Origin of the sequence: Streptomyces sp. NBC_01622 (genome assembly GCF_045209635.1) — a bacterium.
GTDB lineage: Bacteria > Actinomycetota > Actinomycetes > Streptomycetales > Streptomycetaceae > Streptomyces.
This window is the reverse complement of record NZ_CP109293.1, coordinates 9039640-9060059: the sequence shown is the minus strand read 5'-3', so window position 1 is coordinate 9060059 and position 20420 is coordinate 9039640. Positions and strand designations below refer to the sequence as shown.

Sequence of the window (20420 nt, the reverse complement as noted above, 5' to 3'; positions counted from 1 at the left end):
GAAAGGACGCACACATGGCCACCGTGTACGAGCAGCGGAAGGCGCCGCCCGTGGCGCCCGTTCCCCGGCGCCCGCCGGCGGGCCCGGTGCTCGCCCTGCTGTGGGCGGGTGCGGCGGCCGTCGTCGCGCTGTGGTGGGCGGACACCGGGTCGGTCGTCGGGGCCGCGGGCTGGCTGACGGGAGCCGGGCGGATCGCCGGGCTGCTGTGCGGGTACGCCTGTGCCGTGCTGGTGGGCCTGATGGCGCGGGTGCCGCTGCTGGAGCGGCGGATCGGCTCGGACCGGGTGGCGCGCTGGCACGCGATGGCGGGCCGGTACACGGTCTGTCTGCTGGTCGTGCACGTCGTGCTGATCCTGCTCGGGTACGCCGCCCAGGACCGCGCCTCGGTCGTGCACGAGACGGTCACCGTCGTCCTGGACTACCCGGACATGCTGAAGGCGACCTTCGGCGGGCTCATCCTGTTCGCGGTCGGCATCACCTCGGCGCGGGCCGCGCGGCGCAGGGTGAGTTACGAGTTCTGGTACTACGTCCATCTCCTCACGTATGCCGCCGTGTTCCTCGCGTTCTTCCATCAACTGTCCCTGGGCGAGCAGTTCAACGGGCGGGCCGGGGCCACGGCCGCCTGGTACGCGCTGTATCTGGGCGTGGCGGCACTGGTGTTGTGGTTCCGGGTGCTCGCACCGGTGCGGCTGAACCTGCGGCACCGGCTGCGGGTGGAGTCGGTGCACCGGGAGGCGCCGGGGGTGTACTCCGTCGTCGTACGCGGGCGGCGGATCGACCAACTCGGCGCGGAGGCCGGGCAGTTCTTCCGCTGGCGGTTCTTCGGCGAGGGCATGGGCTGGACGTCGACGCCGTATTCGCTGTCGGCGCCGCCGCGCGGGGACCGGCTGCGGATCACGGTGAAGGCGCTCGGCGACCACAGCGCGGCCGTACCGCTGCTGCGGCCGGGTGCGCGGGTGTGGGCGGAGGGGCCGTACGGCTCGCTGACCGCCGAACGGCGCACCGGGCAGCGGTCGTTGCTGATCGCGGCCGGTGTCGGGATCACCCCGCTGCGGGCGCTGTTCGAGACGCTGCCCGGCGAGGTGACATTGCTGTACCGGGCGCGTACGGCCGAAGACCTGGCGCTGGGCGGGGAGTTGGAGGCGATCGCACGGTGGCGCAGGGCGAAGGTGCTGTACGCGCTCAACGGGCCGCAGGGGCAACGGCCTTCGCTCACCCCGGCATATCTGCGCGAGGCCGTGCCCGATCTCGCCGGGCACGACGTGTACATCTGCGGTCCGCACTCCTTCGCCCAGGAGCTGTACGGGGCGCTGTCCGCCGCCGGTGTGCCGGACCGCCGTATCCACCACGAGTCGTTCGAGCTGTGAGGCCGTCGTGCATCCGTTGAAGAAGAACCGTCCGCTGCGCCGGATCGTGCTGGCGAGCGCGGTCACCGCCTCCGGCCTGGTGATGCTGCTGGCGCTGAAGCCGCACACGGCGCCCGAGGCGGCCTCGGCACCCCAGGTCGTCTCGTCGCCCGCTCCCTCCGGCAGCGCGAGCGGGAAGGCGGTGGCCGGGACGAAGACCGTCACCGGCTCGACCGCGCAGACCCGTTGGGGACCCGTCCAGGTGAAGATCACCGTGACGAACGGCAAGATCACCGATGTCACGGCCGTCCAGTCGCCGTCGGACAATCCACGCGACCAGGAGATCAACTCCTATGCCCTGCCGCAGTTGAAGAGCGAGGCGCTGGCCGCGCAGAGCGCGAAGATCGACACGGTGTCGGGAGCCACGTACACAAGTGACGGTTACCGCCAGTCACTCCAGTCCGCACTGGACTCCGCGGGACTCTGAACGCACGGGCGCAACGGCACGTACTTCAGGGCCAAGGGGCCACGCCACCCCCCTTGTGCCCCGTCCACGGAGGAACCGTGACCACCACGCTCGCAGGCGGACGTGCCGCCCGCCGACAGACGATGCGCCGCATCCGCCCGCGCCGCTCCCCAGCGACCCTGCTGCTGCTCGCCGTCTGGGCGGGCGCGGTCGGGGTGCTGTGGCTGTGGTGGCACAACACGCCGTCCATCGCCGACCAGAACGGCAAGATCCTCAACGCGGGCCGTATCACAGGCCTGTTGGCGGGTTATCTGATGGCACTCGTCGTGCTCCAGATGGCCCGCGTGCCCGCTCTCGAACGCCGGGTCGGCTCCGACCGGGTCGCCCGCTGGCACGCGATGAGCGGCCGGTACACGCTCTGCCTGGTCTTCGCGCACGTCTTCCTCATCATGTGGGGCTACGCCCTCCAGGCGGGCAAGACGCTGAGCGACATCGTCCAGCAGACCATCGACTCGGTGAACCAGCTGCCCGACATGGGCAAGGCCGCCATCGGCACCGGGCTGTTCCTGCTCATCGGCCTGTCCTCGATCGGCGGCATCCGCCGCAGACTGCCGTACGACACCTGGTACCACGTGCACCTGCTGACGTACGGCGCGGTGTTCCTCACCTTCTGGCACCAGATCACCACCGGCAACGACTTCGCGCTGACGCCGCTCGCCAAGACCGTCTGGTACGGGCTGTACGGCACGGTCACCGCGCTGGTGGTCTGGTACCGGATCCTCACCCCGATCCGGCTCAACCTGCGTCACCGGATGTACGTCGAGGCGGTCATCGAGGAGACGCCGGGCATCGTGTCCGTGCTGATCGGCGGGCGGAAGCTGCACCGGATGGGCGCGGAGGCCGGGCAGTTCTTCCGGTGGCGGTTCCTCGCGCCGGGCATGCGGTTCAGCTCGCACCCGTACTCGCTGTCGGCGGCGCCCCGCCCGAACATGCTGCGGATCACGGTCAAGGCGATCGGCGACCACAGCGCCCGGCTGCGCGAACTGCGGCCCGGCATGAAGGTGTGGGCCGAGGGCCCCTACGGCGCGCTGACCTCGCAGCGGCGCACCCGAGGCAAGGTGCTGCTGGTCGCGGGCGGTGTCGGCATCACCCCGATGCGGGCGCTGTTCGAGACGCTGCCGGGAGCGGCCGGCGACATCACGCTGCTCTACCGGGCCAACACCACCCAGGATCTGGCGCTGTGGGACGAGTTGGCGAAGATCGCCGACGAGCGCGGCGCCCGTCTGATGTACGCGGTCAACAGCCCCGACGGGGAGCGCCCCGACATCTCGGCGGACTCCCTGCGCCGGAAGCTGCCCGACATCGACAACCACGACGTCTTCATGTGCGGGCCGCCCGGCTTCGCGCAGTCGGTCTACGAAGCACTGCGCGGCGCGGGGGTCCCCGCCCGCCGTATCCATCACGAGTCGTTCGAGATGTGAGCGACGGGAGTCAGGAGCAATGAAGAAGAGCCACCCCATCCGGCGTGTTCTGCTCGCGAGCGCCGCCACCGTGTCCGGGATCGTTCTGCTGCTCTCCCTGAAGCCGGCGACCGACTCCTCCTCGGCGTCCGCGCAGGGTGCGGCCCAGGGGGCCGCCGCCGCGCAGGAGTCGCCCCAGGGCGGTGCCGCGGCGGCCGGGACCTCGACGGTCACCGGCGCCGCCACCCAGACCGAGTACGGGGTCGTCCAGGTGCGCCTGACGGTCGCCAACGGGAAGATCACCAAGGCCGAGGCCGTCCAGGCGCCGCACGGTGGCACCAGCGACCAGAAGACCGCGCTGTCCGTCCCCAAGCTGAACCAGGAGGTGGTCGCCACGCAGAGCGCGGACATCACCTCCGTGACCGGGGCGACGTACACCAGCGGCGGCTACAAGAAGTCCCTGCAGTCGGCCATCGACAAGATGAAGACCGCCAACGCGGCTTCCCCGTCCCAGAGTTCGGCAGCCGCGGCTCCCGCAGCGCAGGCCAAGACCGTCACCGGCAATGTCGCGACGACCCAGTACGGGCCCGTCCAGGTCCGGATCACGGTCGCGAACGGCAAGATCACCAAGGCCGAGGCGGTGCAGGCCCCGAGCGGCGGCACCAGCGACCAGAAGACCGCGCTGGCGATCCCCAAGCTCAACCAGGAGGCCGTGGCGGCCGGGAACGCGAACATCGACTCCGTGTCGAGTGCCACCTACACGAGCGGCGGTTACAAGCAGTCCCTGCAGTCGGCGCTGGACAAGGCCGGTGGCTGACACGGTGACCGATCCCGCGGAGGCTCCCGCCACGCTGCGGCACGCCGAGGAGGTCATGGGGACGGTGTTCTCCTTCGACATCCGCGGCGGGGAGCCCGAGGCCGTCCGGGCCGTGCTGGAACAGGCGGTCGCCCAACTGCACCGGGTCAACGAGGTGTTCAGCACCTACCGCGACGACAGCCAGGTCTCCCGGCTGGCCCGCGGCGAGCTGACCGTGGCGGAGTGCGACGCCGAGGTCGCCGAGGTGCTGGAGCTGGGCGCCGAGGCGGAGCGGGTCAGTTCCGGCTGGTTCAGCACGAACTACGAGGGCCGCCTCGACCCGACCGGCATCGTGAAGGGCTGGGCGGCCGAGCGGGCGGCCGAGCTGATCGCGACGGCGGCCGGGGTGAGCGGGGTCAGTGTGAACGGCGGCGGCGACGTCCAGATGTTCGGCACCCCGGGACCGCACCGGCCCTGGCGGGTCGGCGTGTCCGATCCGCTCCGCCCGGGCGGTCTCGCGGCCGTGATCTCCGCGGCGGGCGCCGACGAACTCGCGGTCGCCACCTCCGGTACGGCGGAGCGCGGGGCGCACATCGTGGACCCGTCCACCGGCAAGTCCGCGGTAACCGACCTGGTCGCCGTCACCGTGGTGGCACCCCGCCTCACCTGGGCCGACTGCTGGGCCACGGCCGCGTTCGCGATGGGCTCACGGGAGGGCCTGGCATGGCTGGAATCGCTCCCGGACGTGGAAGCCCTGCTCATCACGGCAGGCGACGAAGTGCGCTGCACCGGCGGACTGGCGGCCCGCCTAGGGTAGGGATCCCCCATGCGAGTCGGTCCTACGGGTATGTCAGTGGTCGTTCTGCGCCAGCCGCAGCAGATGGTCCGCGAGGGCCTGTCCACCGAGCGGGTCCCGGCTGATCAGCAGCAGCGTGTCGTCGCCGGCGATGGTGCCGAGGATGTCCTGCAGTTCCGCCTGGTCGATCGCCGAGGCCAGGAACTGGGCGGCGCCCGGCGGGGTGCGCAGAACCACGAGGTTGGCGGAGGCCTCCGCGGAGATCAGCAGCTCGGAGGAGAGCCGCCGCATCCGCTCCTCCTTCGCCGACTCCCCCAGCGGCACGCGCGGGGTGCGGAAGCCGCCCTCGCTCGGTACCGCGTAGATGAGGTCGCCGTCGTTGTTGCGGATCTTCACCGCGTTCAGCTCGTCCAGGTCCCGGGAGAGCGTCGCCTGGGTGACGCTCAGCCCGTCGTCGGACAGCAGCTTCGCCAACTGGCTCTGGGAGCGCACCGGTTGCCGGTTGAGGATGTCCACGATCCGGCGGTGGCGGGCGGTACGGGTCTGCGGCACGGCCGGCCCCGCCGACTGTTCGTGCTCCTGCGCCTGACTCATCGTCGACTCATTCTCCGGATCATCCGTCCCCCTTGGCCACGTCCAGGACACCGGGCAGCGCCCGGAGGAACGCGTCCGTCTCGTCGTCGCCGAGGTTCAGCGGTGGCATCAGCCGTACGACATCGGGGGCGGGCGCGTTGACCAGGAAACCGGCGTCCTGAGCCGCCTGTTGCACCTGGGGCGCGAGCGGCTCGGTGAGCACGATACCCAGGAGGAGGCCCGCACCCCGGACATAATCGATCAACGGGTGACGGGAACTGCCGTCAGCGCCCTCGATTCCGTCGCGCAGCTTCTCGCTCTGCTGCTTGACGTTCTCCAGCAACCCCTCGTTCGCGATGGTGTCCAGGACGGCGAGACCGGCGGCGCAGGCGACCGGGTTGCCGCCGAACGTCGTACCGTGCTGGCCCGGTTGGAGCAGGTCGGCCGCGCGTCCGAAGGCGACGGTGGCACCGAGCGGCAGCCCGCCGCCGAGCCCCTTCGCGAGGGTCACGACATCCGGGAGCACGCCTTCGTGGGCCTGGTACTCGAACCAGTGCCCGGTACGGCCGACCCCGGTCTGCACCTCGTCCAGGACCAGCAGCGCACCGTGCGCGGCGGTGATCGCACGGGCCGCCTTCAGATACCCGGCGGGCGGTACGACGACCCCGTTCTCGCCCTGGATGGGCTCGATGATGACGAGCGCGGTCTCGTCGGTGACGGCGGCGGCGAGGGCCTGCGCGTCGCCGTACGGGACGTGCGTGACATCGCCGGGCAGCGGCAGGAACGGCTCCCGCTTGCCGGGCTGGCCGGTGAGGGCGAGGGAGCCCATCGTCCGGCCGTGGAAGCCGCCCTCCGTGGCGACCATGTGCTGACGGCCCGTCAGCCTGCCGATCTTGAAGGCGCCTTCGTTGGCCTCGGCGCCCGAATTGCAGAAGAACACCTTGCCGTCCCGGCCGAAGCGCTCCAGCAGCCGTTCGGCGAGGGCGACGGGCGGTTCGGCGATGAACAGGTTGGAGACATGGCCGAGTTCGGCGATCTGCCTGCTGACGGCTTCCACGATCGCCGGGTGGGCGTGGCCGAGCGCGTTGACCGCGATACCGCCGACGAAGTCGGTGTATTCGTTGCCTTCCGCGTCCCAGAGCCTGGCGCCCGCGCCGCGGACGAGGGGGAGCTTCGGGGTGCCGTAGTTGTTCATGAGCGACCCCTGCCACCGCTGGGTCAGCTCTGCGTTCGTCACGGTCCCGGTCATCCGGCATCCCCCTGATTCTTGTCGGGCACGACCATCGTGCCGATGCCCTCATCGGTGAAGATCTCCAGCAGGATCGAGTGCTGGACCCGGCCGTCGATGACGCGAGCGGTGGTGACGCCGTTGCGGACGGCGTGCAGACAGCCCTCCATCTTCGGCACCATCCCGGAGCTCAACTCCGGGAGCAGCTTCTCCAGTTGGGAGGCGGTGAGGCGGCTGATCACCTCGTCGCTGTTGGGCCAGTCCTCGTAGAGGCCCTCGACGTCCGTGAGGACCATGAGGGTTTCGGCGCCCAGAGCAGCAGCGAGTGCCGCAGCCGCCGTATCAGCATTGACGTTGTAGACATGTCCGTCGTCCTCGCTCCTGGCGATCGACGAGACGACCGGGATACGGCCGTCCGCGAGCAGTGCCTCGATGGCGCCGGTGTCGATCGCGGTGATCTCGCCCACCCGCCCGATGTCGACCAACTCCCCGTCGATCTCGGGCAGATGCTTGGTGGCGGTAATGGTGTGCGCGTCCTCGCCGGTCAACCCGATGGCGAGCGGCCCGTGTTGGTTGAGCAGTCCGACCAGCTCGCGCTGGACCTGCCCGGCGAGCACCATCCGTACGACGTCCATGGCGTCCTCGGTGGTGACGCGCAGGCCGGCCTTGAACTCGCTGACGATGCCGTGCTTGTCGAGGGCGGCGCTGATCTGCGGGCCGCCGCCGTGCACGACGACGGGCTTGAGGCCCGCGTGGTGCAGGAACACGACGTCCTGGGCGAACGCGGCCTTCAGGTCCTCGTCGATCATGGCGTTGCCGCCGAACTTGATGACGACGGTCTTGCCGTTGTGCCGGGTCAGCCAGGGCAGCGCCTCGATGAGGATCTGCGCCTTGGGCAGCGCGGTGTGCTTACGGGTAGTGCTCATGACGAGTACGCGCTGTTCTCGTGGACGTAGTCGGCGGTGAGGTCGTTGGTCCAGATCGTCGCGGTCTCGGACCCGGCGGCCAGGTCGGCGACGATGTGCACCTCGCGGTAGCGCATGTCGACCTTCTCGCGGTCCTCGCCGACGCCGCCGTTCTTGCAGACCCACACGCCGTTGATGGCGACGTTGAGCTGGTCGGGCTCGAAGGCGGCCCTGGTCGTGCCGATCGCGGACAACACCCGCCCCCAGTTGGGGTCTTCGCCGTGGATCGCGCACTTGAGGAGGTTGTTGCGGGCGATGGAGCGGCCCACCTCGACGGCCTCGTCCTCGCTCGCGGCGTTGACCACCTCGACCTTGATGTCCTTGCTGGCACCCTCGGCGTCCCGGATCAGCTGCTGGCCCAGGTCGTCGCAGACGGCGCGGACGGCCTCGGCGAACTCGGCGTATTCCGGGGTGACTTGGGAGGCGCCGGAGGCGAGCAGCAGCACGGTGTCGTTGGTGGACATGCAGCCGTCGGAGTCGACCCGGTCGAAGGTGGTGCGGGTGGCGGCCCGAAGTGCCTTGTCCAGTACGTCGCTCTCGACGTCGGCGTCGGTGGTGAGGACGACGAGCATGGTGGCGAGGCCGGGGGCGAGCATGCCGGCGCCCTTGGCCATACCGCCGACGGTCCAGCCTGCCTTCGTCACGACAGCGGTCTTGTGGACGGAGTCCGTGGTCTTGATGGCGATTGCGGCCTTCTCGCCGCCGTGCTCGGAGAGTTGACCGGCGGCGGTCTCAACTCCCGGGAGCAGCTTGTCCATCGGGAGCAGCAGCCCGATGAGCCCGGTGGAGGCGACGGCGACCTCGGCGGCGTTCAGCCCGAGCGTGTCGGCGACCTTCTCGGCGGTGGCGTGGGTGTCCTGGAAGCCCTTCGGCCCCGTGCAGGCGTTGGCGCCACCGGAGTTGAGGATCACGGCGGAGACCTGGCCGCCCTTGAGCACCTGCTCGGACCACAGCACCGGCGCGGCTTTGACGCGGTTGGAGGTGAAGACGCCCGCGGCGGCGAGGCGGGGCCCGTTGTTGACCACGAGGGCCAGGTCCGGGTTGCCGTTCTCCTTGATCCCGGCGGCGATGCCCGCGGCCGTGAATCCCTGTGCTGCCGTCACACTCACGGCGCGACTCCGATCGTAGAAAGCCCGGTGGTCTCGTCGAGTCCGAGGGCGAGGTTCATGCTCTGGACGGCACCGCCCGCGGTGCCCTTGGTCAGGTTGTCGATGGCGCTGATCGCGATGATGCGGCCCGCTGCCTCGTCGTACGCGACCTGTACCTGAACGGCGTTGGAACCGTAGACGGACGCCGTCGCCGGCCACTGCCCCTCGGGGAGGAGATGCACGAAGGGTTCGTCGGCGAAGGCCTTCTCGTAGACGGCGCGGACCGACTCGGCGGTGACCCCGGGCTTCGCCTTGGCGCTGCAGGTGGCGAGGATGCCGCGGGGCATCGGCGCGAGGGTGGGCGTGAAGGAGACGGTGACGGTCTCACCGGCCGCGTCACCCAGATTCTGGATGATCTCGGGGGTGTGCCGGTGGCCGCCGCCGACGCCGTACGGCGACATGGAGCCCATGACTTCGGAGCCCAGGAGGTGAGCCTTGGGCGCCTTTCCGGCACCCGACGTCCCGGAGGCGGCGACGATCACGGCCTCGTTCTCGGCGAGGGAGGCGCCGTACGCCGGGAAGAGCGCGAGGGATGCGGCCGTCGGATAGCAACCGGGCACCGCGATGCGCTTGGACCCCTCCAACGCGGCGCGGGCGCCCGGCAGTTCGGGAAGGCCGTAGGGCCAGGTGCCCGCGTGCGCGGAGCCGTAGAACTTCTCCCAGTCGGCCGGGTTCTTCAGCCGGAAGTCGGCGCCCATGTCGACGACGAGGACGTCCGGGCCGAGCTGCTCGGCGACGGCGGCGGACTGGCCGTGCGGCAGGGCGAGGAAAACCACCTCGTGTCCGGCGAGGACTTCGGGGGTGGTTTCCTCCAGGACCCGGTCGGCCAGCGGCAGCAGATGCGGTTGGAGCGCGCCGAGTTTCTGGCCGGCGTTGGAGTTGCCGGTCAGAGCGCCGATCTCGACCCCGGGGTGGGCCAGGAGCAGACGCAGGAGTTCCCCGCCCGCGTATCCACTCGCTCCGGCCACTGCCGCACGTACCGCCATGGAACCCTCCTCATCGATGGCATGACTATACGTTTCGCTGCACGTTTATGCAATCCGACGCCGTGGGTACGGCGAGCGGCTGAATAGGATCGCCGACATGACGCTGCGACCAGTTCAGGTGAACATCAAGGCCCTCGACGACACGGCGGTCGGCCGGTTCTGGGCGGAGGTGCTCGGGTGGACCGTTTCCGGCGCGGAGCCCGGCGCGACGGCCGTCAAACCCGCCGGCTTCGACTGGCTCGACCCGGTCGGTGTCTGCGTCGACGTCATCGCCGTACCGGAACCCAAGACGGCGACGAAGAACCGGGTGCACCTCGATCTCGCCACCACCTCCGCCGCCCATCAGTCGGAGCTGACCGCGCGCCTGCGCTCGCTCGGCGCGACGCCCGCCGACGTGGGCCAGGGCGAGGTGCCGTGGACGGTGCTCGCGGACCCTGGGGGCAACGAGTTCTGCGTGCTGGAGCCCAGGGAGATCTACCGGGACACCGGGCCGATCGCCGCGGTGGTGATCGACTGTGTGGATCCACGGGCCATGGCCCGGTTCTGGGGCGAGGCGACGGACTGGACGCTGCACGAGGTGAGCGACGACCACGCGACGTTCCGCTCCGCCAAGGGCGACGGCCCGTATTTCGAGTTCCTCCGCACACCCGGCGTGAAGACCGTGCCGGACCGCGTCCATCTCGACCTGCTGCGGTACCCGAGCGACGATCAGGAGGCGGAGGTGACCCGGCTGCGAGCCCTCGGCGCCACCGACCTCGACGTCGGCCAGGGCGATGTCCCGTGGCGGTGCCTGTCGGACCCGGAGGGCCACGAGTTCTGCGTCCTGGCCCGCTCATCCTGACGCGTAGCCTCGGCGACGGCCCGGGCACACCCGACGAATGACGTCATACGACGGACGCCCACCCTGTTCCGACGGCATCGGCACCTTCGCACTGAGTCTCTCCCCGCTCTCCGGGTTCTGGCGCGACCACCGGCGCATCCTCACCGCCCTGCCCGCCGGGACGACCCTGGTCACGCACCTGATACTGCTGGATCTCGGCCCGAAGCCGTCGCCCGCGCACTGGTCTTCGCCCTGTCCATCCCGCCGGCCTACGTCGACACGACGGCGATCATCCGGTCGCCCGGGTTCCCGAACCGGCCGATGCGCTCGGTGTCGCGCTCGCCCTGCCGTCGTACGACGTAGCGGCCGGGCGCGATGCCCGTGCCAGCTGATCCCCGGCAGTGCTTGACCTGGAGCGCGCTCCAGGTTCTAGCGTGGTGTTCATGACCAGCGGAGAGACCGGCGGGCAGATCGGCGGGCAGATCGGCGGACAGCCCCGGAAGCCCCGCCCGCAGGACCGGGAACCCACTCTGACCATCGCCCAGGTCGCCGAGCGCACCGGACTCTCGCACGACACGTTGCGCTACTACGAGAAGGCCGGCCTGATCGAGCGGGTCGGCCGGAGCACGGGCAACCAACGGCGTTACCAGGCAGCGGACTTGGCCTGGCTGGAGTTTCTGCTGCGGCTGCGCGAGACGGGTATGTCGATCGCCGACATGCAGCGGTTCGCCGCGCTGCGGGCGGCGGGGAACGTCACGGTCGCCGACCGGCTGGCGATGCTCCGCGAGCACCGCGCCGAACTGGCCGACCGGATAAGGGCGTTGCGCCGCAACGCGGCCGTGCTGGACCACAAGATCGACCACTACGAACAGCTGCTCCTCGAAGAGTTCGAGCACGAGCAGCAGGGATCGGACGAGCTGACATGAGCGCGAGCACCACCCGTGAAGAGCGGTTCACCCACGGCCTGGAGGTCCTGAAGCGGGTCGACGGCGAGGCCGGGCAGCGGGTCGTCGACTCGCTCGCCGACATCAACCCCGAACTGGGCCACCAGGTCGTCGCCTGGGCCTTCGGCGAGATCTACGACCGTCCCGGACTCGCCCCGCGCGACCGCCAGTTGGTGACGCTGGGCATGCTCACCGCGCTCGGCGGCTGCGAGGCCCAGCTCGACGTGCACGTGAACGCGGCGCTGAACGTGGGCCTCGCGCCCGAGGAGATCATCGAGGCACTGACGCACTCCGCCGTGTACTGCGGCATCCCCAAGGCCCTGAACGCGACCTTCGCCGCGAAGAAGGTCTTCGCCGAGCGTGGGCTGCTGCCGCTGGGACAGCGGCCCACGCCGGACGCGGCGGACGCCGAAGCTACTTCTGCTTGATCCTCAGGAAGGTGATCGAGTTCGCCGGGAACGTGTAACTGAACTTGTCGGCAACGCCGTTGAAGGTCGACAGGACCGGCGCGACCGCCGTGGCCGTCTCGCTGTTCACCGCCTCGGGCGCGGCGGCGAGCGTGGTCACCTTCGCCTTGGACGCGACCTTGGCGCCGCCCAGGTCGATCGCCGTACGGGCCGCCGCAGACTGGGCGTTGACAACCTTGACGATCAGATCACCGGTCTTCGCGTCCTTGGTGACCACCTGCCGGAACGGCTCGGCCGGCTTGTCGTCGGTGAAGCTTCCCCACTCCTGCCCGTCGAGGTACAGGGTGACCTGACGGCCCCTCACCTTGATGTCGACGTCGTAGGCGCGGTCCGTCTCGATGGTCCCCGGCTTGGCGATCAGCGTCGACTTGCCGCCGTCCACGGCCTGTTCGACGGCGGTCTGGGTGTTGTTCCAGCCGCCGAGATTCCACCAGTAGTAGTTGCCGGTGTCCTTGACGCCGAACGCGACCAGGAAGCCTTCCTTCCCGGACCGCTTCGTCGCCTTCACGTGCAGGTCGTAGTCGTGCCAGGCCGGGTCGCCCGCCGACACCATGGTGTTCTCGGCGGCGGTGTCGGTCTGGACGTACTGCCCGTCCTGGAGGCTCCAACTCCCGCCTCCCGTATGGGTCCACCGGGTCGCGTCACCGGAGAAGTCGTCGGAGAGCAGCGCCGAACCGTCCGCCGCCGTCACCTTCACATCGTCGTACGCCGCGCTCGTCGCCCAGGTCGACAGGCCGACCGCGCCGGAGATCGGGGCGACAAGTGACGGTGTGCCGGTGGCAGTCGACGGCACGACACGGCTGCCGACGTTGTTCATGAACAGCTTCTGGACCTCGTAGTCGGCGGAGCCCCAGGACGCGTGGTTGTTGAACCACACCAGGTCCGGGCGCCACTGGACGTAGTCCTCGTTGGCGAACAGCGGTGCGTAGGAGGCGAGTTTGACGACGTCCGCGTTGCGTTCCAGGCCGGTCATGTAGGCAGCCTCGGCGAGGCCGTTCTTGAACGCGTTGCCACCGGAGGCGTATTCGCCGAGGAAGACCTTCGGGCCGGTGCGGTCGTAGGAGTCGTAGCGGTTGTTGTTCTGGAGGAACCACTGCGGGCTGTTGTAGTAGTGCTCGTCAACCATGTCGACATGCGCGTCCTTGTTGAGCTGCCAGGCCGTGTCGAAGGTCGAACCACTGTCGTCCGGGCCCGCGTTGGAGATCACGGTCATGTACGGATACGCGGCCTGGATCGCGGCGCGGAACTGGGTGAAGCGGGCGAAGAACTCGGTGGGGAGGTTCTCCTCGTTGCCGACCTCGATGTGGGTGAGGTGGAAGGGCTTGGGGTGGCCCATCTCGGCGCGCAGCCTGCCCCACTTCGAGGTGACCGGGCCGTTGGCGAACTCGACGAGATCCAGGGTGTCCTGGATGTGCCGCTTCAGCAGCGCGGGATCGTCGACGGCCTTGTTCTGGCCGCAGCCGGTCACCAGGGCCGGTACGACGGGCAGCGGCATCGCGCCGATGTCCTCGGCGAGGCGGAAGTACTCGTAGTAGCCGAGGCCGTAACTCTGGTTGTATCCCCAGAAGTTGGAGTTGGTGGCGCGCTGCTCGACCGGGCCGACGGTGTCCTTCCATTGATACGACCGCTTGCGCTGGTAGCCGGAGGCCGCGCTGTAGTCGTCCATGGAACCGGTGTTGACCAGGCAGCCGCCGGGGAAGCGCACGAAGCCCGGGTGCAGGGCGGCGATCTTCTCGGCGAGGTCCTTGCGCAGGCCGTTCGGCTCGTGCTTGTAGGTGTCGCGGGGGAAGAGGGAGACCATGTCGAGGGCGGTCGCGGCCGTGGAGGCGACGGTGAGGCGGCCCGTGGTGCTGGTGCGGGTCGCGGTGAACGTGGCCTTGTACTTGGCCCAGCCGTTCTTCCGCACGGCGACCTGGTGGGCGGTCGCCAGGGTGCCGCCGGTGTCCTGGAGGCTCACGGTGAGCGTGGTGCCGCTGTCGGCGCGTGCCCACACCGAGAAGTCGTACTTCTTGCCGTCCCCGACCGCGATGCCGGTGTTGTAGCCGGCGTCGGTGACGGCTGAACCGGCCGCCAGGGATAGGTAGTTGCGGTTGGTCTCGTTGAGGCGGCCGGCGTCGTTCACCACCTGGGCCGTACCGCTGACCGTCCAACCGGTCAGCGGGGTGTACGACTTGTTGTCGTCGGTGGAGTACTCGAAGGACCTGTTCTGCACGAGCTCGGCGTACAGGCCGCCGTCGGCCGCGCGGTTGATGTCCTCGAAGAAGACGCCGTACATCGTCCTGTCGATCGCGGCGCCCCGCGTGCCCGGGGCGACGGTGATCGCGTAATCGGTGACGTCGGCGGCGCGGGCGGGGACGGGGGCGACGGCCGTCGCCAGCAGGAAAGCGCTTGCCCCTAGGGCAAGTCTCAGGCGGGTGCGGCTGGTGCGTGACATGGATACTCCGCGGCTCGTGTCGGATCGTGCGCGATGCTCGAATGTCCAGTTCGAGATATCGGACGTCGGTCAGCACTTCGAACGGCAAGATAAGCAAGGGGCGTGAGCACGTCAATGGGACCGGCCCGGGTGGGGACGTAGGGTCGAGGGCATGTCTGCGTTGTCGCGGTGCCCTGGCCGCGTACGAGGAGGCCTTCCGGGCCACGGGTCACGCGGCGCACTACGAGATCCGGGCGCAGGCGGAGCGGAAGGCGCCCGCCGACTCGCCGGACGGATGGCGCCGGTGGCGCAGGAAAGGGTGACAGTGGGCGAGTTCTGGCCGGTTCCCGATGTGTTGGCGTATCTGTCCGGGAGTTGGCGGGTGCGGCGGTCGGTGCGGGATCTGGCGAGCGGGGACGAGGGCGACTTCTCGGGGACGACCGTGTTCAGCGCGCTGCCCGAAGGGGGCCTGCTGCACGCCGAGTCGGGGACCTTCACCTGGCGGGGCGTGGCCCGTCCCGCCGAGCGGACGCTGCGGTTCCTGCCGGGCACGGCGCCCGGTACGGCCGACGTGCGCTTCGGCGACGGGCGCCCCTTCCACGAGCTGGATCTGACGTCGGGACGGTATGCCGCCGACCATCCCTGCTCGGCGGACCTGTACCGGGGCGAGTTCACGATCCTGGACGCGGACCGTTGGCGGACCGTGTGGCGGGTGGGCGGTCCCGCGAAGGACCTGGTGCTCAGCACGGACTACGTGCGCGCGGGCTGAACCCGGGCCCCGCTTCGCCGGGTTGACCCGTGACTCGCTCCGGCTAGACCCGTCTCGACTGAACCGCCGCTCCGTCGAAGCGCAGGTTCCAGCGGCCTGCGCTGCCGGTGACGGTGGTCGTGGACAAGGGGCGTACGTCGAGGTTCCAGTAGGTCGAGGGCGGGGCCTTGAGGGCGTAGACCAACGCGGCCCGGATGACGGAGGGTTCGGCGACGGCGACTATCCGGCCGCCGTCCTCGATGGGCCGGGTGTCCAGCCAGCCGCCCACCCGGGCGATGAAGGAGAGCAGCGACTCTCCGCCGTGCGGGGTGGAGCGCGGGTCGGCGAGCCAGGCGTCCACCAGTGCCGGTTCGCGGGCCATCGCCTCGCCGAGCGTCAGCCCCCGCCAGCGGCCCATGTCGCAGTCCCGCAGGGCGAGTTGCACCAGCGGGGTGTAGCCGAGGCCGTCGCCGGTGGTGCGGCTGCGCGGGGTCGGCGAACAGTAGCGCAGCTCCGCCGCCGCCAGCGGCAGCAGTACCGGAGCGGCGCGCTGCACCTCGTCCCAGCCCGCCTGGTCCAGCGGCCGGTCGTCCTCGAAGCGCTCCGCGAGCAGCGGGGAACTGCGCGCGGCGGCGACGAACGTGACCCGAAGTTGCATGCGGCGATCGTGATCCCGCCGAAGTACGCAGGTCAAGGGGGGCCGGATGAGAGTTACCCAGGGTGGGCGAAACCTTACTTCGAAGTCAGGACCAGGCGGACAAGTCACTCGAAATACAGGGCCATCCACTGGTCGGGCCGTTCCAGTGGCTTGAATCCGACCTTCTCGTACACCCCGTGGGCGTCGTGCGTGGCGAGCAGGATCCGGCGCACTCCGAGCGGCCGCAGCTCCTCGCGTACGGCAGCGACGAGCGCCGTGCCGATGCCCTTGCCGCGTGCCGACGGGTCCACGTACACGTCGCACAGCCACGCGAACAGCGCCCCGTCGGTCACCACGCGCGCGTACGCCACCTGCTCCCCCGAAGCCGTGTCGTACACCCCGAAGTTCAGCGAGGACGCGACCGCGCGCTCGTGCTGCTCGCGGGGCCGGCCCTTCGCCCAGTAGGCGTCGGTCGACAGCCAGTGGTAGGTGCGGTCGAGGTCGACGCGGGCGGTGTCGGCGGAGAACTCGTAGCCGTCGGGGAGGCTCGGGATGTCGTTCATGGCCGGAGACTGGCAGTTCAGGATCGCGGACGTCGAGTGGTTTTCCGCTGCGGGCCGGTGGGGGCTGGGCGCGCCCACGCGGCGGAGCCGCAGAATGTCACCGCCCCGCGCCCCTTGAGGGGACCCGAGTTCACAAGGCCCCCTCAGCGGATCTCGTCCCACGCCGACCTCAGTCGCCGTACCCCCTCCACGATCTCCCCCGTTCCCGCGACCGCCGCGAAGCTCAGCCGGATGTGGGCGGCCGGGGGTTCGGCGCTGAAGTAGGGGCGGCCGGGGGTGAGGGAGACGCCCGCGCGGAGGGCCGCGGTGGTCAGGGGCTGCTCCTCAGTGCCGGCGGGGAGGCGGAGCCAGAGGTGGTAGCCGCCGGAGGGGATGTACGGAAGGGAGAAGTCGGGGAGTTCCAGGCGCAGGGCCGCCGTCATCGTGTCCCGGCGGGTCTTCAACTCGGCCGAGATGGCGCGGAGATGGCGTGGCCAGGCCGGTGAGCCGACGAGTTCGAGGGCGGCTTCCTGGAGTGGGCGGGGGACGAAGAAGGTGTCGACGACCTGGATGGCGCGCAGGCGTTGCAGTACCGGTCCGTGTGCGGCGAGCGCGCTGACCCGGAAGCTGGGTGAGGTGGCCTTGGTGAGCGAGCCGACGTGGACGACGACTCCGTCGGGGTCGTCGGCGGCCAGCGGGCGCGGCAGCGGCCCCGCGTCCTCGTGCACCAGCCGTCGTACGAAGTCGTCCTCGATGACGAACGCGCCCGCGTCACGGGCGATGCGCAGGACCTCCGGGCGGCGGGCGGGGGCCAGGACGGCGCCGGTCGGGTTCTGGAAGAGGGGCTGGCAGACGAACACCCGGGCGCCGGTGGCGTGGAAGGCGTCGGCGAGCAGGGCGGGACGTACGCCGTCCGCGTCGACCGGCACGGGGACCGGACGCAGACCGGCCGCCCGCGCGATCGCCAACATGCCCGGATAGGTGGGGGATTCGACGAGGACGGGTGCGCCGGGAGGCGCCAGGGCGCGCAGTGCGGTGGTCAGCGCGGTCTGGCCGCCCGCGCTGATGAGGACGTCGGCCGCGGTGACCGCTCCGCCGATGCCGCGCGCGAACCACTCGCGCAGTTCCGGCAGTCCCTCCAGCGGCGGCCGGCTCCAGACGCCGGGGCGGCGGCCGGCCCGGGACAGCGCCGCGGCCATCGCCCGCTCGGGCTGCAGGGACGGGTGCAGATAGCCGCCGTTGAACTCGATCACGCCCGGTGGCGGGACGGCCAGCGTGGCCAGGACCGCGGACGCGTCGACCGTGCGCGGTACGACGTCGACGGCACCGTCCGCGCTGAGTGCGACCTCCTGCCAGGAGGTGTCTCCCGTGACGGCGGTCGCGGCGCGGGGCGCGGCCCGGAACGCGCCCGCGCCGGGGCGGGTGACCACCAGTCCCTCTGCGGTCAGCTGCGCGAGGGCGCGCGAGACGGTCACCGGGCTCACCCGGAACCGCTCGACGAGCGCCCGACTCGACGGCAGCTTTCCACCAGGAGAGTAGCGGTCGAGTTCACGCCGTAGATGATTCGCCAGTTCGCCGACACTGCTACGCTCTTGCATGAGAGCTCATGATAGCGCTACTGCACCGAGCCCGATAGCGGTCAGCACCGCCCCCACCACCACCGGAACGGCCAAGGCGGCGAAGGCCCCCGCCGGTACGGTCCTCGCCGCGCTCGGTGTGATCGCCTTCTCCCTCACCTTTCCCGCCACCGCGTGGGGGCTGGAAGGCTTCGGCCCCTGGTCGCTGGTGGCCGTGCGCTGCGTCCTCGCCGCGCTGCCGGCGGGCGGCTGTCTGCTGGCGCTGCGTGTGCCCGTGCCCGCCCGCAGACACTGGGCCGGGCTGGCCGTCGTCGCGGCCGGAGTGGTGGTCGGCTTCCCGATGCTGACCACGCTCGCTCTGGAGACGTCCACCACCGCGCACGCGGCCGTCGTCGTCGGTCTGCTGCCGCTGACGACGGCGGCCCTGTCCGCGCTGCGCACCGGTGTCCGCCCCTCACGCGCCTTCTGGACGGCCGCGCTCGCCGGTGCCGGCGCGGTGCTCGCCTTCACGATCCAGCAGAGCGGCGGCGCGCTGACCAGCGCCGACCTGTATCTCCTCGCGGCCCTGCTGGTCTGCGCGGCCGGCTACACCGAGGGCGGCCGACTGGCCCGGGTGATGCCCGGCTGGCAGGTCATCGCCTGGGCACTGGTCCTCTGCCTCCCGCTGAGCGTGCCCGCCGCCGCGGTCGCGCTGTCCTACGACACCCCGCAGCTCACCGCGCACAGTGTGGCCGGGGTGCTGTGGGTCTCCGCCGGTTCGCAGTTCCTGGGGCTTGTCGTCTGGTACCGGGGCATGGCGGCCATCGGGGTCCCGAAGGCCAGCCAGTTGCAGTTGGCGCAGCCGCTGCTCACACTGGTGTGGTCGGTGTTCCTGCTCGGTGAGCATCTGCCGGTGGCCGCTCCGCTGACCGCGGCGGCCGTGCTGGTGTGCATCGCCGTCACCCAGCGCGCCCGGAGTTGAGGGGCGTGCGCGACCCGGTCCCGGCCGGGCAGGCCGCCGTAGACTCGAAGGGCATGGACCGCTGCTCCCGGACTCGGTGAGGAGGCGCTGCAAATGCGTGCGACCGTTGGCGACAGGCTCGTCCAGCACGGCAGGGTGGTCGGCCTGCACGACCAGGTCTCGGAGGTCGTCGAGGTGATGGGCACGGAGGGCAACCCGCCCTACCGCGTCCGCTTCCCCGACGGGCACGAGGCCGTGATGTCACCCGGCCCCGACTGCGAGGTCAGGCACCAGGACACGGAACGGTAGATCAGCGCGGGGGTTTCGCCGGCTGCCGGTAGTGGTCGGCGACCACCCGCGCCATGGCTCCGACCGGGTCCACCGCGACGTCCCGGGCGGCGAAGAAGACATGCCCGCCGACCTCCGGGTAGCGGTCGGCGAGGGTGAGGTGCCGGGAGAGTTCGACCGGGTCCTGCCAGGCCGCGGGCTGCGCCGGGTCACCCGCCTTGTAGAGCGCCTCACCCGCGTACAGCCGCGTCTTCGAGCCGCGCGCGACCGCCGCCCACCAGGGCAGCAGCTTCGCGTAGTCGGCGGGGGCGAAGCCGATGTTCCAGTACAGCTGCGGAACGATGTAGTCGATCCAGCCCTCGCGCACCCACTTGCGGGTGTCCGCGCAGAGATCGTCGTACGTCTGCACGCCCGCCCTGGTGTCGGAGCCGCGCGGGTCGGTGGCGGCGTTGCGCCACACGCCGAAGGGGCTGATGCCGAAGCGCGTGCCCGGGCGGATCTGCTTGACGCGGGCGGCGGTCTCGCGGATCAGTTTGTCGATGTTGTCGCGGCGCCACGCGGCCCGGTCGGTGAAGGCGCCGCCGTACCTGTCGTAGGCCGCGTCGTCGTCGAAGGTCTGGCCGGCGACCGGGTACGGATAGAAGTAGTCGTCGAAGTGGACCGCGTCCACGGGGTACTTGCGCACCGCGTCGAGGATCGCGTTCTCGACGAAGAGACGGACCTGCGGCAGCCCGGGGTTGTAGTAGAGCTTCCCGCCGTACGTCACGACCCAGTCGGGGTGCTTGCGCGCGGGGTGCGAGGCGACGAGCTTCGTCAGGTCGGTGCTGTTGGCGATCCGGTACGGATTGAACCAGGCGTGCAGTTGCAGCCCCCGCACATGCGCTTCCTCTACGGCCGTCTTCAGCGGGTCCCAGCCGGGGGCGACGCCCTGGGTGCCGGTCAGGTACTGGGACCAGGGTTCGTACGGCGAGGGCCACAACGCGTCGGCGGTGGGCCGGACTTGGAAGATCACCGCGTTGAGGCGGTCGCGGACCGCCGTGTCGAGGTGGGCGATCAGTTCGGTGCGCTGCTGCGCGGCGGTCAGGCCCGGGCGGGAGGGCCAGTCGCGGTTGGCCACCGTCGCCAGCCACACGCCCCGCATCTCGGTGACCGCGCGCGGACGCCCGGCCGCCACCGGAGCGCGCCCGGTGTCCGCCGCCGCACTGCCCGTGGTCGCCAGGGTCGACAGCGCCGCCATCGCGAACGCCCGACGTGACAATCGCCCCATCTGCACACCCCCA

General features: G+C 70.6%; 21 protein-coding genes. 11 read left to right on the top strand and 10 right to left on the bottom strand.

Going from position 1 to position 20420, the window contains the following annotated elements; genetic code table 11:
- Positions 1 to 14 precede the first annotated feature (14 nt).
- From OH768_RS42000 to OH768_RS41980, 5 genes are all read left to right on the top strand, one after another.
- Entirely contained in the window at positions 15 to 1367 is a 1353-nt protein-coding gene (locus OH768_RS42000; RefSeq protein ID WP_406461726.1) for a ferric reductase-like transmembrane domain-containing protein, read from the top strand.
- Between the two features lie 7 nt (positions 1368 to 1374).
- Entirely contained in the window at positions 1375 to 1833 is a 459-nt protein-coding gene (locus OH768_RS41995) for an FMN-binding protein (protein WP_406461725.1), read from the top strand.
- Between the two features lie 77 nt (positions 1834 to 1910).
- Entirely contained in the window at positions 1911 to 3293 is a 1383-nt protein-coding gene (locus tag OH768_RS41990; protein WP_406461723.1) for a ferric reductase-like transmembrane domain-containing protein, read from the top strand.
- A 19-nt stretch (positions 3294 to 3312) separates the two neighbouring features.
- Complete coding sequence (locus OH768_RS41985; protein ID WP_406461721.1) at positions 3313 to 4089, top strand: FMN-binding protein; 777 nt, start codon at positions 3313 to 3315, stop codon at positions 4087 to 4089.
- Positions 4082 to 4885 carry an FAD:protein FMN transferase gene (locus OH768_RS41980; RefSeq protein WP_406461719.1) on the top strand — a complete coding sequence of 268 codons (804 nt, stop codon included), beginning with the start codon at positions 4082 to 4084 and terminating at the stop codon, positions 4883 to 4885. The genes OH768_RS41985 and OH768_RS41980 overlap by 8 nt, the downstream gene beginning before the upstream one ends.
- Before the next feature lie 33 nt (positions 4886 to 4918).
- Here the strand turns inward: OH768_RS41980 and OH768_RS41975 are convergent, their stop codons facing one another.
- The 5 genes from OH768_RS41975 to argC are packed head-to-tail and all read right to left on the bottom strand — an operon-like array spanning position 4919 to position 9764.
- Positions 4919 to 5458 (bottom strand): arginine repressor, encoded by a 540-nt coding sequence (locus tag OH768_RS41975; RefSeq protein WP_019066294.1) that lies wholly within the window; start codon positions 5456 to 5458, stop codon positions 4919 to 4921.
- 19 nt (positions 5459 to 5477) lie between these two features.
- Positions 5478 to 6686, bottom strand: coding sequence for an acetylornithine transaminase (locus OH768_RS41970; RefSeq protein WP_406461717.1), 1209 nt, complete (start codon positions 6684 to 6686; stop codon positions 5478 to 5480).
- Positions 6683 to 7591, bottom strand: coding sequence for an acetylglutamate kinase (argB, locus tag OH768_RS41965; protein WP_406461715.1), 909 nt, complete (start codon positions 7589 to 7591; stop codon positions 6683 to 6685). The genes OH768_RS41970 and argB overlap by 4 nt, the downstream gene beginning before the upstream one ends.
- On the bottom strand, positions 7588 to 8739 hold the full coding sequence (gene argJ, locus OH768_RS41960; protein WP_406461714.1) for a bifunctional glutamate N-acetyltransferase/amino-acid acetyltransferase ArgJ: 1152 nt from the start codon (positions 8737 to 8739) through the stop codon (positions 7588 to 7590). The genes argB and argJ overlap by 4 nt, the downstream gene beginning before the upstream one ends.
- Positions 8736 to 9764 carry an N-acetyl-gamma-glutamyl-phosphate reductase gene (gene argC / locus OH768_RS41955; protein ID WP_406461712.1) on the bottom strand — a complete coding sequence of 343 codons (1029 nt, stop codon included), beginning with the start codon at positions 9762 to 9764 and terminating at the stop codon, positions 8736 to 8738. Before argC ends, argJ begins: the two co-directional genes overlap by 4 nt.
- A 97-nt stretch (positions 9765 to 9861) precedes the next feature.
- Here argC and OH768_RS41950 point away from each other — a divergent pair, with 97 nt between their 5' ends.
- The 3 genes from OH768_RS41950 (at position 9862) to OH768_RS41940 (ending at position 11956) form a co-directional block, all read left to right on the top strand.
- On the top strand, positions 9862 to 10605 hold the full coding sequence (locus OH768_RS41950) for a VOC family protein (protein ID WP_406461711.1): 744 nt from the start codon (positions 9862 to 9864) through the stop codon (positions 10603 to 10605).
- A gap of 422 nt (positions 10606 to 11027) precedes the next feature.
- On the top strand, positions 11028 to 11510 hold the full coding sequence (locus OH768_RS41945; protein WP_406461709.1) for a MerR family transcriptional regulator: 483 nt from the start codon (positions 11028 to 11030) through the stop codon (positions 11508 to 11510).
- Positions 11507 to 11956 (top strand): carboxymuconolactone decarboxylase family protein, encoded by a 450-nt coding sequence (locus OH768_RS41940; RefSeq protein ID WP_406461707.1) that lies wholly within the window; start codon positions 11507 to 11509, stop codon positions 11954 to 11956. Before OH768_RS41945 ends, OH768_RS41940 begins: the two co-directional genes overlap by 4 nt.
- Here OH768_RS41940 and OH768_RS41935 read toward each other — a convergent pair.
- Positions 11943 to 14429, bottom strand: a complete 2487-nt coding sequence (locus tag OH768_RS41935) for an alpha-L-arabinofuranosidase C-terminal domain-containing protein (protein WP_406461705.1) — start codon at positions 14427 to 14429, stop codon at positions 11943 to 11945. The genes OH768_RS41940 and OH768_RS41935 overlap by 14 nt on opposite strands.
- A 304-nt stretch (positions 14430 to 14733) precedes the next feature.
- On the opposite strand from OH768_RS41935, the gene OH768_RS41930 reads away from it, so the two are divergent.
- Positions 14734 to 15177 carry a DUF6314 family protein gene (locus tag OH768_RS41930; protein WP_406465670.1) on the top strand — a complete coding sequence of 148 codons (444 nt, stop codon included), beginning with the start codon at positions 14734 to 14736 and terminating at the stop codon, positions 15175 to 15177.
- A 43-nt stretch (positions 15178 to 15220) separates the two neighbouring features.
- Here OH768_RS41930 and OH768_RS41925 read toward each other — a convergent pair whose 3' ends face one another.
- From OH768_RS41925 to OH768_RS41915, 3 genes are all read right to left on the bottom strand, one after another.
- Positions 15221 to 15814: a histidine phosphatase family protein gene (locus tag OH768_RS41925; protein ID WP_359608410.1), complete on the bottom strand. Its 594-nt coding sequence runs from the start codon at positions 15812 to 15814 to the stop codon at positions 15221 to 15223.
- Positions 15815 to 15918: 104 nt separating this feature from the next.
- The gene (locus OH768_RS41920; protein ID WP_406461703.1) at positions 15919 to 16356 is read right to left on the bottom strand and encodes a GNAT family N-acetyltransferase; all 438 of its coding nucleotides are present in this window, start codon (positions 16354 to 16356) and stop codon (positions 15919 to 15921) included.
- A 143-nt stretch (positions 16357 to 16499) separates the two neighbouring features.
- Positions 16500 to 17933 carry a PLP-dependent aminotransferase family protein gene (locus tag OH768_RS41915; protein WP_406461701.1) on the bottom strand — a complete coding sequence of 478 codons (1434 nt, stop codon included), beginning with the start codon at positions 17931 to 17933 and terminating at the stop codon, positions 16500 to 16502.
- Between OH768_RS41915 and OH768_RS41910 the strand changes: the two genes are divergently transcribed.
- Together OH768_RS41910 and OH768_RS41905 are read left to right on the top strand one after the other, a co-directional pair.
- Entirely contained in the window at positions 17932 to 18873 is a 942-nt protein-coding gene (locus OH768_RS41910) for a DMT family transporter (protein WP_406461699.1), read from the top strand. The two genes, OH768_RS41915 and OH768_RS41910, sit on opposite strands and share 2 nt — an antisense overlap.
- A gap of 93 nt (positions 18874 to 18966) precedes the next feature.
- The gene (locus OH768_RS41905; RefSeq protein ID WP_026178161.1) at positions 18967 to 19161 is read left to right on the top strand and encodes a DUF1918 domain-containing protein; all 195 of its coding nucleotides are present in this window, start codon (positions 18967 to 18969) and stop codon (positions 19159 to 19161) included.
- A gap of 1 nt (position 19162) precedes the next feature.
- On the opposite strand, the gene OH768_RS41900 is transcribed toward OH768_RS41905, so the two are convergent.
- The gene (locus OH768_RS41900; protein ID WP_406461697.1) at positions 19163 to 20407 is read right to left on the bottom strand and encodes a glycoside hydrolase family 10 protein; all 1245 of its coding nucleotides are present in this window, start codon (positions 20405 to 20407) and stop codon (positions 19163 to 19165) included.
- Positions 20408 to 20420: the final 13 nt, after the last annotated feature.

Bases quoted from the DNA above. Each gene is read 5' to 3' on its own strand.
- OH768_RS41985 (WP_406461721.1), top strand. From the start codon at position 3,313: ATGAAGAAGAGCCACCCCATCCGGCGTGTTCTGCTCGCGAGCGCCGCC.
- OH768_RS41945 (WP_406461709.1), top strand. From the start codon at position 11,028: ATGACCAGCGGAGAGACCGGCGGGCAGATCGGCGGGCAGATCGGCGGA.
- OH768_RS41970 (WP_406461717.1), bottom strand. From the start codon at position 6,686: ATGACCGGGACCGTGACGAACGCAGAGCTGACCCAGCGGTGGCAGGGG.
- OH768_RS41940 (WP_406461707.1), top strand. From the start codon at position 11,507: ATGAGCGCGAGCACCACCCGTGAAGAGCGGTTCACCCACGGCCTGGAG.
- OH768_RS41905 (WP_026178161.1), top strand. From the start codon at position 18,967: ATGCGTGCGACCGTTGGCGACAGGCTCGTCCAGCACGGCAGGGTGGTC.
- OH768_RS41975 (WP_019066294.1), bottom strand. From the start codon at position 5,458: ATGAGTCAGGCGCAGGAGCACGAACAGTCGGCGGGGCCGGCCGTGCCG.
- OH768_RS41950 (WP_406461711.1), top strand. From the start codon at position 9,862: ATGACGCTGCGACCAGTTCAGGTGAACATCAAGGCCCTCGACGACACG.
- argB (WP_406461715.1), bottom strand. From the start codon at position 7,591: ATGAGCACTACCCGTAAGCACACCGCGCTGCCCAAGGCGCAGATCCTC.
- OH768_RS41935 (WP_406461705.1), bottom strand. From the start codon at position 14,429: ATGTCACGCACCAGCCGCACCCGCCTGAGACTTGCCCTAGGGGCAAGC.
- argC (WP_406461712.1), bottom strand. From the start codon at position 9,764: ATGGCGGTACGTGCGGCAGTGGCCGGAGCGAGTGGATACGCGGGCGGG.
- OH768_RS41915 (WP_406461701.1), bottom strand. From the start codon at position 17,933: ATGCAAGAGCGTAGCAGTGTCGGCGAACTGGCGAATCATCTACGGCGT.
- OH768_RS41910 (WP_406461699.1), top strand. From the start codon at position 17,932: ATGAGAGCTCATGATAGCGCTACTGCACCGAGCCCGATAGCGGTCAGC.
- OH768_RS41920 (WP_406461703.1), bottom strand. From the start codon at position 16,356: ATGAACGACATCCCGAGCCTCCCCGACGGCTACGAGTTCTCCGCCGAC.
- OH768_RS42000 (WP_406461726.1), top strand. From the start codon at position 15: ATGGCCACCGTGTACGAGCAGCGGAAGGCGCCGCCCGTGGCGCCCGTT.
- OH768_RS41900 (WP_406461697.1), bottom strand. From the start codon at position 20,407: ATGGGGCGATTGTCACGTCGGGCGTTCGCGATGGCGGCGCTGTCGACC.
- OH768_RS41925 (WP_359608410.1), bottom strand. From the start codon at position 15,814: ATGCAACTTCGGGTCACGTTCGTCGCCGCCGCGCGCAGTTCCCCGCTG.